This window comes from Enterobacter sp. SST3 (genome assembly GCF_000286655.1).
GTDB lineage: Bacteria > Pseudomonadota > Gammaproteobacteria > Enterobacterales > Enterobacteriaceae > Enterobacter > Enterobacter roggenkampii.
In genome coordinates, this window is sequence record NZ_ALNS01000026.1 from 22,900 (window position 1) to 35,421 (window position 12,522).

Here is a 12,522-nt window from a genome sequence, read left to right on the forward strand (position 1 = left end):
AGTGGCAAACACCCGAAAAATAAATAAGGAACAAATCACTATGGGCTCGACGCTTTCCAGACAATTAACGCACCGTTTTTTCCGCTATCTCGCGATCACCAGCCAGAGCGATCCCAGAGTCAAAACTCTGCCCTCAACGCCGGGCCAGCACGACATGGCGCGCGAGCTGGCGCAGGAGCTGGCACAGCTGGGGTTAGACGATATTGTGATTGATGAATTTGCCACGGTAACGGCGGTAAAAAAAGGCAACGTGCCCGGTGCGCCGCGCATCGGCTTTATTACCCATATTGATACCGTCGACGTGGGACTTTCACCGGATATTCATCCACAAATATTAACGTTTACCGGTGAAGATCTCTGTCTGAATAAAGAGAAAGACATCTGGCTACGGGTAGAGGAGCACCCTGAAATTCTGGCTTATCCGAACGAGGAGATTATTTTCAGCGACGGAACCAGCGTATTGGGCGCCGATAATAAATCGGCGGTCACGGTGGTCATGACGGTGCTGGAAAACCTGACGGCGGAACACCAGCATGGCGATATCGTCGTGGCGTTTGTGCCTGACGAAGAGATCGGCCTGAACGGTGCCAAGGCGCTGGATCTTAAGCGCTTCGACGTCGACTTTGCCTGGACCATTGACTGCTGCGAGCTGGGTGAGATTGTTTACGAGAACTTTAATGCGGCAGCCGCGGAAATCCGTTTTACCGGCGTGACGGCGCACCCGATGTCCGCCAAAGGCGTGCTGGTGAATCCCCTGCTGATGGCGACTGATTACATCAGCCATTTTGACCGCCAGCAAACGCCCGAGTGCACCGAGGGACGTGAAGGCTATATCTGGTTTAACGGCATTCAGGCCGGACAGAACGAGGCCGTTCTTAAGGCCAATATCCGCGACTTTGACAAGGAGCGCTTTGCCGCGCGCAAGCAGCAGATTGCCGACGTGGCCGCGCTGATTGCCGCCCAATATCCGACGGCCAAAGTGGACTATCGCATTGAAGATACCTACAGCAATATCAGCAATGCGATTGGCGAAGACCGACGCGCCATCGATCTGATGTTCGAGGCGATGGAATCGCTCGGCATCACGCCGAAACCGACGCCGATGCGCGGCGGCACCGACGGCGCGGCGCTCTCGGCTAAAGGGCTACTCACCCCGAACTTCTTCACCGGGGCGCATAACTTCCACTCGAAGTTTGAATTCCTGCCGCTGTCGTCGTTTGAGGCGTCTTATAAGACAGCCCTGCAGATCTGCCTGCTGGCCGCCCGTTAAGCGGGCTTTCGTGCCAGCATCGTGGCAAAGCGCAGCTTAATGCGGTTGCCGTGTTCATCGGTGCGGTGCAGTTCGCCAACGTCTTCGTTGTATTTGAGCAACTGCCAGCCTTCATAGTAGTTGCTCAGCTCACCGCTCCTGAACGCAAACGGGAAGCCGACCGTGCAGGGGTAGTCTGCCGTATCCATGGCGGCAACGATCAGATTGTAACCGCCCGGCGTCGTGCAGCGCTGCATATTGGCGATAAGGCCCGGGATGGTTTTTGCCTCCAGGAACATCAGCACCACGGTAGAGAGAATAAAATCGTACTGGCCGTCAAAGCTCAGGTTGTTCAGATCCTTAATCGCGGTATGCAGATTAGCGATCCCTTCTTCCGCCTTGATGCGCTCGATATTGTCGATGCTCATCGGGTTCTTGTCCCACGCGGTGACATCGTAGCCGTTGGCTGCAAGATAAAGGCTGTTACGGCCGTTGCCGCAGCCCAGATCCAGCGTTTTACCGGGCTTCACGATCTCCGCGCTGTACAGCACTTCTGAATGGGTACGCGTTAAGCCATATTTCTCAGTGAAGTAATTCTCATCGACGGTCATTATTGTTCCTCGGATTGCATAAGCTGCGCTTTATCAGCACGAACCAGAAGTTTGCCCTGAAGCAGCAGAATCAATGTACGCACCAACAGCCACCCAATAATCGCGTTGGTGAAGATAAACAGCGGCACGGCAATGGCGTGAAAAAAGCCCGTCGGACTGCTTTGTCCCAGATGCAGACCCGTGGTTGCCAGGGCCGATACGCCAAAGGAAAAACTCCAGAATGAGGCATTGAACGGCTGGGACAAATACCATGGCATCAGGCGGAGCATAAATAGCAGCTGCAGCAGGCCATAGCCGAACAGCATTTTCGCAAACGTATCCGCCTGACCGCCATTTACGCTGAACCAGGCGCTACATGCCACCAGCGCGGGCGCCAGTTGAATACCCAATGAAGTACGCAGTGCGGAGGGCAGTTCTCCTGCACTACGAAGACGCTGAAGAATAACCGGTTCCAGGCTGAGCCAGGAAAAGACGCCCGCGCCAAGGAAGACTAACCCTGCATCGTTGAAGCCCAGGGCACCACATGCCATCGCGCTAATAAAATTATTCGCCACCGTAGGCAGATATAATCCAGGCGTGGTCGCCTCTTGCGGATGTTTCCCGCGCCATAACCCGGCGCTTTGCCAGGCGGAGTATGCAAGCTGCACCACCACGCCAATGCCAAACAATGCCAGTGACACCGCGCGAAACCAGGGGACAAAGCCGATGGCGACCAGCATCGTGGTGGCCGGGAAAAGGCTGACAAAACTGCTCATCACCGGGTGTCGCATCTCTGCCAGCACGCTGCGGGGGAAACGGATCGCACGCGTCACAAACGCGACCGTTAAAAGAAACCAGCATATCACCGCAAGGGCTACGAGGCCCTCACCCGGCCAACGCGTCACTGGCCAGAGGGTGCTGGCGTATCGCCAGGCGAAACCCATCCCGATGATGCCAAGCACCATGCCAAAATACCCTGCGGGCAGGTTAAGTACCTGTTGGGGTTTGTTAAATTTATTCATTAATTTTAATTTTTAAAATGTATTTTAAATGCCATTTTAAGCGGTTTCTGCAGCGGATGCCAGCAAAACGAAAAGCCGAAAATTTGCTACGTTTAGTTGAGATGCTAACCAGAGATCAAACGATGAAAAAGTACCGGCTCAGCGATGAAACCCGCCTCTGGCAATGGAAAAACGGCGAAACCACCCACGCCGCTACGCTGCGGCAGATCATCGCCACGGCGGACTTTAACGACGTGACGGTCGGCACGAGAGGCGGCTGGATTGACGATGAGCGCGCCCTCGCACAGGACGGCGACTGCTGGATCTACGATGAAAACAGCGTGGTGTTCGCCGGGGCAACCGTATCCGGCAACGCGCGTCTTACCCTTCCATGCATCATTAGCCATGACGCGCATATCGGCGGCAGCTGCTGGCTGGACGGCGCGGAGGTCAGTCACGGGGCGCGAATAAGTGACAACGTCACCATTCAGCAATCCTGCGTACGGGGCGAGTGCCATATCTACGGCGACGCGCGCGTGCTGCATCACAGCGTGGTCATTGCCGCCAAAGGGCTGACGCCGGATCATGAACAGATCCTCCAAATTTACGATAACGCGACGGTGAGCCAGTCGCGCATTGTGCACCAGGCGCAAATCTACGGCGAGGCGATGGTTAATTTTGCCTTCGTTGAACACCGGGCCGAAGTCTTCGACAACGCGATCCTCGAGGGTAACGAACTCAACAACGTCTGGGTGTGCGACTGTGCGAAAGTCTACGGCAACGCCCGCGTGATAGCCGGTTTCGACGACGATGCCATCCCGACGGTGCGCTACAGCTCGCAGATTACGGAGAATGCCGTGGTTGAAGGCAACTGCGTCATCAAGCATCACGTCCTGATTGGCGGTCACGCATGGCTGCGCGGCGGGCCGATCATGCTGGATGATAAAGTGGTGATCCAGGGGCGCGCGCGAATCAGCGGGGATGTGCTTATCGAGCATCGGGTTGAAATCACCGACGATGCGGTCATAGAAGCGTTTGCTGGCGAGAGCATTCATCTGCGCGGCGAAAAAGTGATAAACGGCGACCAGCGCATCACCCGCACGCCGCTGCTGGGTGCGTTATAGGGTATAAATCCTGCCGTAGATATTCACGTCGTCAAAGCGGCCATTCAGGTATTCCGCTTCCCGCAGGCACCCTTCCAGCGTAAAACCGTTGCGCACGGCAACGCTGTTGCTGTGCTGATTCGCCACCCGACACTTGATCACAAAACGGCGGATCTCACCGCGTTCAGCGTAGTAGCGCATAAACGCCTGCAGTGACTGAGAGAGAATGCCCTGCCCCTGGTGGGCTTCATCCAGCCAGTAGCCGATGTAGACGGCTTTGTTCGTCGGTTCAATGGTGTTGAACGACAGGACGCCAACCAGCGCATCATCCTTGAAAATCAAAAACATTTTGGCGTAGCCGCGCTGATGCAGCATCTGGTTGCTCTGCACGTTACGGCGGGTGTCCTCTTCGCTGCCCACGTGCTGCGCCCAGTCAAAGGCGGTTTGCAGAAAGGCTCTGTTTTTAAGAACGAGATTGTGCAGGTCGGCGGTGTAGCGCTCCTCGACGGCGCGAAGTTCGATATCCTGGGTGACGGGGATGATTTCTGAAGACATGGTGCCTCTCAATTGCCGGGTGGCGCTAGCGCTTACACGGCCTGCGTTTCGAAACTGTAGGCCGGGTAAGGCGAAGCCGCCACCCGGCACAATCCCACAAGGGTTAACGCATTACCCTGTCGTCAACGTACTGACGTTTATCCGGCGCCGGCGGGAAATACTGGTACAGCCAGGTTTCACTGATGGCGTCGCCCTGACAGCGCAGGAACAGGCGCATATCCACCGGCTCCGTCGAATCCGACGTCGGGTACCAGTCAAACAGAATGCGATAGCCGTCAAACGGCTCAACGTAGAGGATCTCTACCTGCTTCGCTTCACCGCTGGAGAGCGTAATCACCGGCTCGATGCCTTTTGGCGCAGCGGCCTTCAGGTCGCCGCCGACGAAGTCAATCGCAAAGCGACGGGCCCACACTTTCGGGTAGTTTTCCCCTGGAGCCCAGCCTTCCGGGAAGCCGCCCATGCCGGTGCGGGTCGCATAAACGTTCGCCAGCGGGGAGCGCACCGGCGGCATCGCGCTCCAGTAGAGGCGATATTTGAAGTCCAGCTCGTCGCCCGCTTTCACCGCTTTTTCCGGCTGCCAGAAGCAGACCACGTTATCCAGCGTTTCGCCGGTGGTCGGGATCTCCATCAGGCCAACCGCGCCTTTACCCCAGTCGTTACGCGGTTCCACCCAGAGGCTTGGGCGCTTGTTGTACCACCCCATCACGTCCTGATAGTGCGAGAAATCGCGATCGAGCTGCAGCAGCCCGAACCCTTTCGGGTTTTTATCCATATAGGCGTTGAACTGCAGCTTCTGCGGGTTGTTCAGCGGACGACAAATCCACTCCCCGTTGCCGCGCCACATCGCCAGGCGGTCGGAGTCGTGAATTTGCGGGTGAATGGTGTCGCACATGCGGCGTTCGTTATTGCCGCAGCTGAACATGCTGGTCATCGGCGCAATGCCGAGCTGCTTGATGTCCTTACGCGCATAGAGGTGGTTTTCCACCTCCATGATCACCTGGCTCTTCTCGCAGTGGATCACGAACTTATAGGCGCCGGTGATGCTCGGGCTATCCAGCAGCGTATAGACGGTAAAGGTGGTGTCGCCGGGCTTGACGGTTTCAAACCAGAAGGCGGTAAAGTCCGGGAACTCTTCCGGCGTGTCGGTAAAGGTGTCTACCGCCAGACCGCGGGCGGAAAGGCCGTACTGGTAGGTGTCGTCCACCGCGCGGAAATAGCTGGCCCCCAGGAAAGAGACGATATCGCGACGCGCCAGCTCCGGCGCCTTAAACGCGCGGAAGCCCGCAAAGCCGAGATCGCTTTGCCCTTCCAGCTGTTTGGTATCCACGCCCGTTTCACCGTAGCTGAACAGCTCAGGACGGAAGTGGATCTCGCGCGCCATAGAGGTCGACTGGTCCAGCGAGAACATCCGCACGCGGCGGCGGAATCCCATTCCCATATGGAAGAACTGCACGTCCAGCTTACGCCCTTCAATGTTGTTCCACAGAGACTGCTTTTCGTCGTAGCGAATGGCGTTGTACGCCTGCGGCGTCATGGTTGCCAGCGTCTCCGGCAGCGGACGCGGCGCGCCACCCCACGGGGTTTTCGCCAGGTCATGCGCCATGGATTGCAGTACGGAGAAATCAAAACGACGGCTCTGGCCGTCAGCAATGTCAGAGTCGGCAGCGTATGCCGCTTTGGAAAACAGGGAAGCAAGGCCGGATGTGCCGCTCAGGGCTGCCACTGCCAGCGAGCCTTTTAGAAAACGTCTGCGATTCATGCCTGGAAAAACGTCCTTATGGTCGTGTGAATGTGTTCCGCGCTCGGCGAAATGACGGCAAGAAAGAACGCACAGCCTAAACAAAAATGGTTAAGAATCCAATTGTTGGCCGGTGATTATATGAACAAAGTGAGAAATATTTTCTGTCGACCAGAACGGCCCGAAAGTGGTGTAAAGAAAGCCTGGAAAATGTGTATAAAAATGCCCCGTCAGGACATCAGCTGACGGGGCCAATGAGGCGGTTATTTTACGCTGACATCGATACCCGGGAAGTACTTATCAGCGAGTTTGGCGATCGTGCCGTCGGCACGTACCTTATCAATTGCGGCATCAAGCTGCTTTTTGGTGGCCTCATCACCTTTGCGCAACCCAAAACCGATCCCGCTGCCGAGGATGGTGTCGTCAGATACCGGTTTGCCGATGAAGCCAAACCCTTTTCCCTGCGGCTTGCTGAGGAAACCTGCCTGCCCGGCCGCGGACATGACCAGCGAGGCGTCGATACGGCCATTCAGCAGATCGCCCCAGGCCATATTCTGATCTTTATACGACACCACGGTGACACCCTGCTTTTCCCAGTGCTCTTTGGCATAGGTTTCCTGAATGGAGCCCTGCAGCACGCCGATGGTTTTGCCCTTCAGCCCTTCAGGCGTCGCCTCGACTGCCGTACCGGCCTTGCCGACCAGCTGCGACGGAATACGGTAGATCGGCTGGGTAAAATCAATGCTCTTGCGGCGCTGATCGGTGATATTCATCGCCGAATTGATGGCGTCGAATTTCTTCGCCACCAGCCCCGGGATCAGCGCATCAAACGAGGTTTCCACCCAGCTGCATTTCAGCGCTGCCGCTTCACAGATGGCATTCCCCAGCTCAACGTCAAACCCTTCCAGTTCGCCTGCCGCATTGCGGCTTTCAAACGGCGGATATTCGGCTTCCAGACCGTAACGCAGCTCGGACGCTGCGAAGGAGGAAAAGGTACACAGCAATCCCATGCCGACAACTAGCGCGCGTAATTTCATCTCAAACTCCTTAGCGTGGTTTAACCCGACACAGGGCCTGGGCACCTGCCCGTAACGTCGCCTCATCTTTCGCAAAAGAGAGACGAATCAATTTATTATCCGTACCGTCCGCATAAAACGCCGACAGCGGAATGGTGGCAACACCGTACTCAACGATCAGCCGTTTCACCAGCTCGCTGTCGCGCTCGTCGCTGAACTGGCTGTAGTCCGCCAGCATGAAGAACGAGCCGGCGCTTGGCAGCAGCGTAAACGGAGAATCGGCCAGCAGACTGTGCAGCAGATGGCGCTTGCGCTGGTAAAACGCCGACAGCGACAGCCAGGTTTGCGGGTCGACCATATGTTCAGCAAACGCGTGCTGCATTGGCGTATCGGCAGAGAACATTAAAAATTGATGGACTTTACAAATCTCGTCCATCAGTACCGCCGGTGCAACACAGTAACCCACGCGCCAGCCGGTGACGTGATACGTTTTTCCGAAAGAAGAAATAATCACGCTACGCTCCGCCAGCTGCGGGTGCGTAGCCATCCCGTGGTGCGGCTCACCGTCAAACACCACGTGTTCGTACACTTCGTCAGACAAAATAATGATGTCAGTATTGCGGGTCAGCGCCGCCAGCTGCTGCAGATCGTCGGCGGAAAAGACCTGACCGCTCGGGTTGTGCGGCGTATTGATGATGATCATGCGCGTGCGCGGGGTGATCGCGGCGCGAACCTCGTCCCAGTTGACGGCAAAATCCGGCACGGTGAGCTTGATGGCAACCGGCGTTGCCCCCTGCAGGCGGACAATCGGCGCGTAGCTGTCAAATGACGGCTCAAAATAGATCACCTCATCGCCCGGATGCACCAGCCCGCTGATTGCCGAGTAGAGCCCTTCGCTGGCGCTGGCGGTCACCAGCACCTCGCGGCCCGGGTCATACTGCGTGCCGTAAAGCGTGGCAATTTTATCGGCAATGCGCTCTTTGAGCGTCTGCAGGCCGGTCATCGACGCGTACTGGTTATGCCCTGCCTCCATCGCACGGGTGACGCCCGCAACAAGCTTCGGGTCGCAGGAAAAATTCGGTGCGCCCTGAGAAAGGTTTATCGCGTTATGCTGCGCCGAGAGCTGGCCGATAACGGTAAAGATCGTGGTGCCCACATCGGGCAGTTTGGAGCGCGTTTGCACAGGCGTTTGTAAAGTCATCCTCTTTCCCTTCTCATGGACATTGCATAACTATTCAAACAACATCTCTGTTGTCGGGACAATCGAATTGTTGTCATAATAGCCATGAGAAAAATGCATAGCTGAGGTGTTTTCATGTCGCGCCGTTCGCTCCCGCTCAATGCCATCGACGCATTTTTAGTCACCGCGCGTCACCTGAATCTCACCCATGCTGCCGCAGAGCTTTGTCTGACGCAGGGGGCAGTGAGCCGCAAGATAGCCTCCCTCGAGGCCTGGTTTGGCTTTCCGCTTTTTGAACGCCACGCGCGCGGCCTGCGCCTCTCTTCACAGGGCTGCGCCCTGCTCCCGGAACTGCAGTCTGCGTTCGAACACTTGCTGACCGTGGCCGACCAGGCCCGCAGCCAGCAAACCGTGATCCGGCTCAAGGCGCCCACCTGCGCCATGCGCTGGCTGGTGCCGCGCCTGCTGGAGGTGGAGCGTGAGCAACCGGATCTGCAGATCGCCCTGACCACCACCACCGATCATAACGTCAATTTCAAAACCGAATCTTACGACGCGGCCATCGTGTTCGGCACGCACATGAGCGCAGGCGACCTGCTGTTCGAAGAGGCGCTCACCCCGGTGATAAGCCCGGTGCGGGCGGGTGCAGCGCTGGGATCGCTGACGTTCCTGCACCCCACAAGGGATAAGACAGACTGGTCGCTGTGGCTGACGAAACAGGAAGGTCCGGGCTTTGCCATGCACAAAAATCAACACTTCGACACGATGGATCTCGCCATCACGGCCGCCATTCAGGGGCTGGGCGTCGCCATTGCCGACGAAACGCTGGTGGCCGAAGATGTCCGCGCGGGAAGACTGATGCGGCCTTATGAAACCAGCATAAAAACCGGCGCGAGCTACCGGCTGGTGCTGCGCGAAACGCCAGGGGAGGAAAATGGGCTGGCGGCGTTTCGCGCCTGTTTGCTTAATCGAGGCTGACGTGGTACTTCATCACCCGTTTGAAGAGGCTCATCCGGGCGCGCATAAAGCGGTTTTCAAGCCTGAAACCTGCATGTTTATTCACGCCAATGCGTAATAAAACGTCCCGCCCTTTACGGCATGCGGGCCAGTGCGTCGGCCCGGGCAGGATCTCACGAGGTCCTGCGTCTCGCGCAAAGCTCACCCAGTAATCGGCCACCTGAGCAGCAAACTGCACATCCCGTTCGTTGACATAGTGGCGTGAAGGCTCCACCTGGCCGAGGGTATCAAAGACGTAAGGCACTTCATTGCCGTGCCACGTGCCGTTGATATAGGTGGCATGTTCCGCTTCCGCAACATAGTCAAACCAGTAACGCCAGCACAATCCGCCGACGCGCTGCTGCGCCTGCATCACGACGTAGCCCATCGTAGTGAACGCCATGTCGCGGCACACCTGCCTGCCCAGCTCCTCATCGCCTTTGACGCCCGGATAGAGCAGCTTAATCAGCCCCAGCCCGAAGCGTCGCTCCCGGCGAAGCTTCTGGATTTGCCCGGCGAGATCGATGCCAAACACCGCCATCACGCTGGCCTCATCGCTGTTCGAGCCGATCATTACCGGCACGGGGTGCTGGCGAGCGGCGAAAAAGACGTCCAGCATCGCTTCAGGCAGAACGCAATCCCCGACGATGGGGGCCGGAGCAATGTTCAGCGGCGCGGTGAGCGGCCAGAACGCCTCCGGCGGAATGGCGCGCAGTTGTTCGGCTGTCGCCTTTTCCAGGCCAAAATGGGCGGCCAGCGCCTCCCCTTTTTGCAACGCCTGCTCTCGCGGCGTGTCCGGCAAGGTGTACCCGCTTTGCACAATCGCCTTATGGAACAATTCTTCTGCAAGCGGAGAGGCCAGCAGAGAGAGCACGCTGCGCGCGCCCGCGGATTCGCCAAACAGGGTCACGTTAGCGGGGTCGCCACCAAATGCGGCGATATTGTCCCTTACCCATTCGAGGGCGGCGATCTGATCCAGCAGGGCAAAATTATGCACCACGCGATCTTCCTCGCCTTCCAGCGCGGGATGGGCAAAAAAGCCAAGATGACCGAGACGGTAGTTGATCGTCACCACAACTACGCCGCGCGTGGCCAGCGCTTTGCCGTTATAGGGCGGTAAGCCACCCGCACCGATGGTAAAGCCGCCGCCGTGCAGCCAGACCATAACCGGAAGCGCCCCGGCGCGCTCTGTGGGAGACCAGACGTTCAGATAGAGGCAGTCTTCCGAGAACTGACCGGGATCGCCCCCGCCCAGCTCCTGGCAATATTCGCTGCTTTGCCAGCTTGAGGCCGAAAAGGCGGTAGCCTCGCGAACGCCATCCCACGGCTCAGGATGCCGCGGGGAGCGCCAGCGCCACTCGCCAACGGGCGGTGCGGCATAAGGAATACCGCACCAGACGTGGACATTTTCATCGGTTAAGCCAGAGAGTGCGCCCTGGCGCGTTTCAACCACAGGGGCGGAAGGATTTTGCATAACGACCTTATTTTTTCCATCACACCCCAGCAGAGTAACGCTTTCAGAGCAAACCGCAACGCTGTTTGCTGCGCGTTTCAGCCTCCTCATAGAGGGTAAATTCGTCATACACCGGGCAGCCGAGGGCCGCTTCAAACGCATCGCGGCTGGCGTTACCGTGGCTGCGGGCCTGGGTTTCATTCCCGAGATTGGACTGGAAAATCCCCGCGGCGCTGACCGGGAGGAAATCTTCGTAGGTGATCGGCTGTGCGACGACCCATCCGCGCTCGATCAGCGGCTGCGGATCGTCGCCCGGCCGGAACGCATGGCGATGCGCTTCACCCGCTGGCGTCAGACGGTAGCGGAAATACGCCAGCTCCTGACGGCGCATTAACAGTTCGCTGTCAGGGAAGGCGCTAAAGATCTCCTGCAGATGCAGCTGGTGCGTCAGGTTATCTTTGCCGGTGCCGGCCTGGGCAAGGAGGCTATCGTACAGTTCCCGGCCTTTCGGGGTCAGCGCCACGCCGCGCTGCTCAATCTCACCGAAGCGCGCGGTGTGGGTGCCTTTGTGTTCACCGGCAAACAGCACCGGCTCTTCCAGCGCCTTGAAACTGGTTTGACGCAGCAGGACGGGCACCTCGCGACGCGGCGGCCCTTCAATCAAAATTTTCGGCTCAATACCGTACTTCGGCATCAGCTCCTGCACCCGGTCAATATCCAGCGTGCGCGGCGTCAGGTGGTTAATATGACAGCCCGGGAAGCAGACCACATCGGCGATCAGCCGGTGCTCGTTATGCAGCGCGAGATAGGTCTCCTGATCGACCGTCGCATGGCGGTGCCAGCGGAAGGTTTCCAGCGCTTCCTGCACAAACTCCTGCGCCTGCTCGACGGTAAACTGCCCTTCCGATTCATACAGATCGAGAAGCGCCAGACAGCGTGGGGTGAAGATGTTTCGGTGAGACAGAATTTCCGCCGCACGTTCGCGCAGCGCGACGTTTTCAATCAGCTCAAGGCGCAGCAGCGAAGTAAAGATGCGGAACGGATTACGGCACAGCGCCGCATCATCAATCGGCCGAAATGCCGTTGAGTGGACCGGCACCCCCGCCTGGGAGAGATCGTAATAGCTGACCGGGTACATCCCCATAATGGCAAACATACGGCGCAGGGTTGAAAGTTCTTGCGCACTGCCGACGCGGATTGCCCCGTGACGCTCGACGTTCAGACGCGCAAGCTCATCGGCGTTTGCCAGTTGTTCATGTAATAGTGGATCATTTTCCAGCACCGCCAGGTTTACGTCCGCTACCAGTTCAAGCAAGGTGCCGTACTGCGGAACTTCCTGCTGGTACATCGCCGACATAGCCTGCGAAAAGTGTTCCCGAATGTCATCAGCCGTGATGGTGTTCGCCATGATGTCATGCCTCCAGTGAATATTACCTGGAGTGTAGAGAAACCCGTTCCTTCCGGGGGGAAAGATTTCTGATTTGTGATCTTAAGACGACAGTGGTCAAACCGTGTGCGACTGGCCTCTGAACAAGCCTTAACGAAACCGCCCTTTCGCGCCTGGCGCTTTTTATCCAGGATTTTCCTTATAATTATTTATGGTTTCGCTTTCTAGCTATAAAGGAGTATTTTTTATTTTCC

At 57.5% G+C, this 12,522-nt stretch carries 11 protein-coding genes; 3 read left to right on the top strand and 8 right to left on the bottom strand.

Features of this window, described 5'->3' with window-relative positions:
• Positions 1 to 40 precede the first annotated feature (40 nt).
• On the top strand, positions 41 to 1,270 hold the full coding sequence (gene pepT / locus B498_RS06555) for a peptidase T (RefSeq protein ID WP_008502260.1): 1,230 nt from the start codon (positions 41 to 43) through the stop codon (positions 1,268 to 1,270).
• Here the strand turns inward: pepT and tehB are convergent.
• Positions 1,267 to 1,860, bottom strand: a complete 594-nt coding sequence (tehB, locus tag B498_RS06550; RefSeq protein ID WP_008502261.1) for a tellurite resistance methyltransferase TehB — start codon at positions 1,858 to 1,860, stop codon at positions 1,267 to 1,269. The genes pepT and tehB overlap by 4 nt on opposite strands.
• Entirely contained in the window at positions 1,860 to 2,861 is a 1,002-nt protein-coding gene (gene tehA, locus B498_RS06545; RefSeq protein WP_008502262.1) for a dicarboxylate transporter/tellurite-resistance protein TehA, read from the bottom strand. Before tehA ends, tehB begins: the two co-directional genes overlap by 1 nt.
• Positions 2,862 to 2,983: 122 nt before the next feature.
• Here tehA and ydcK point away from each other — a divergent pair, with 122 nt between their 5' ends.
• Complete coding sequence (gene ydcK, locus B498_RS06540) at positions 2,984 to 3,964, top strand: YdcK family protein (RefSeq protein WP_008502263.1); 981 nt, start codon at positions 2,984 to 2,986, stop codon at positions 3,962 to 3,964.
• Here ydcK and rimL read toward each other — a convergent pair.
• The 4 genes from rimL to B498_RS06520 all read right to left on the bottom strand — a co-directional run bounded on the left by rimL (position 3,959) and on the right by B498_RS06520 (position 8,453).
• Complete coding sequence (gene rimL, locus B498_RS06535; protein WP_008502264.1) at positions 3,959 to 4,498, bottom strand: 50S ribosomal protein L7/L12-serine acetyltransferase; 540 nt, start codon at positions 4,496 to 4,498, stop codon at positions 3,959 to 3,961. The genes ydcK and rimL overlap by 6 nt on opposite strands.
• A 103-nt stretch (positions 4,499 to 4,601) precedes the next feature.
• Positions 4,602 to 6,257 (bottom strand): glucan biosynthesis protein D, encoded by a 1,656-nt coding sequence (locus tag B498_RS06530; protein WP_008502265.1) that lies wholly within the window; start codon positions 6,255 to 6,257, stop codon positions 4,602 to 4,604.
• A gap of 242 nt (positions 6,258 to 6,499) precedes the next feature.
• Entirely contained in the window at positions 6,500 to 7,273 is a 774-nt protein-coding gene (locus B498_RS06525; protein WP_008502266.1) for a transporter substrate-binding domain-containing protein, read from the bottom strand.
• A gap of 10 nt (positions 7,274 to 7,283) precedes the next feature.
• The gene (locus B498_RS06520) at positions 7,284 to 8,453 is read right to left on the bottom strand and encodes a pyridoxal phosphate-dependent aminotransferase (RefSeq protein ID WP_008502267.1); all 1,170 of its coding nucleotides are present in this window, start codon (positions 8,451 to 8,453) and stop codon (positions 7,284 to 7,286) included.
• A gap of 114 nt (positions 8,454 to 8,567) precedes the next feature.
• On the opposite strand from B498_RS06520, the gene B498_RS06515 reads away from it, so the two are divergent.
• The gene (locus B498_RS06515; protein WP_008502268.1) at positions 8,568 to 9,410 is read left to right on the top strand and encodes a LysR family transcriptional regulator; all 843 of its coding nucleotides are present in this window, start codon (positions 8,568 to 8,570) and stop codon (positions 9,408 to 9,410) included.
• On the opposite strand, the gene B498_RS06510 is transcribed toward B498_RS06515, so the two are convergent.
• The gene (locus tag B498_RS06510) at positions 9,397 to 10,902 is read right to left on the bottom strand and encodes a carboxylesterase/lipase family protein (RefSeq protein ID WP_008502269.1); all 1,506 of its coding nucleotides are present in this window, start codon (positions 10,900 to 10,902) and stop codon (positions 9,397 to 9,399) included. The genes B498_RS06515 and B498_RS06510 overlap by 14 nt on opposite strands.
• Positions 10,903 to 10,945: 43 nt before the next feature.
• A complete protein-coding gene (locus B498_RS06505; RefSeq protein ID WP_008502270.1) occupies positions 10,946 to 12,289 on the bottom strand; it encodes a VOC family protein in 1,344 nt (447 codons plus the stop codon).
• Positions 12,290 to 12,522: the final 233 nt, after the last annotated feature.

What these genes read in the sequence shown, in the direction of transcription:
- ydcK (WP_008502263.1), top strand. Translation starts at nt 2,984, where the DNA reads ATGAAAAAGTACCGGCTCAGCGATGAAACCCGCCTCTGGCAATGGAAA.
- B498_RS06520 (WP_008502267.1), bottom strand. Translation starts at nt 8,453, where the DNA reads ATGACTTTACAAACGCCTGTGCAAACGCGCTCCAAACTGCCCGATGTG.
- B498_RS06525 (WP_008502266.1), bottom strand. Translation starts at nt 7,273, where the DNA reads ATGAAATTACGCGCGCTAGTTGTCGGCATGGGATTGCTGTGTACCTTT.
- B498_RS06515 (WP_008502268.1), top strand. Translation starts at nt 8,568, where the DNA reads ATGTCGCGCCGTTCGCTCCCGCTCAATGCCATCGACGCATTTTTAGTC.
- rimL (WP_008502264.1), bottom strand. Translation starts at nt 4,498, where the DNA reads ATGTCTTCAGAAATCATCCCCGTCACCCAGGATATCGAACTTCGCGCC.
- tehB (WP_008502261.1), bottom strand. Translation starts at nt 1,860, where the DNA reads ATGACCGTCGATGAGAATTACTTCACTGAGAAATATGGCTTAACGCGT.
- B498_RS06505 (WP_008502270.1), bottom strand. Translation starts at nt 12,289, where the DNA reads ATGGCGAACACCATCACGGCTGATGACATTCGGGAACACTTTTCGCAG.
- tehA (WP_008502262.1), bottom strand. Translation starts at nt 2,861, where the DNA reads ATGAATAAATTTAACAAACCCCAACAGGTACTTAACCTGCCCGCAGGG.
- B498_RS06530 (WP_008502265.1), bottom strand. Translation starts at nt 6,257, where the DNA reads ATGAATCGCAGACGTTTTCTAAAAGGCTCGCTGGCAGTGGCAGCCCTG.
- B498_RS06510 (WP_008502269.1), bottom strand. Translation starts at nt 10,902, where the DNA reads ATGCAAAATCCTTCCGCCCCTGTGGTTGAAACGCGCCAGGGCGCACTC.
- pepT (WP_008502260.1), top strand. Translation starts at nt 41, where the DNA reads ATGGGCTCGACGCTTTCCAGACAATTAACGCACCGTTTTTTCCGCTAT.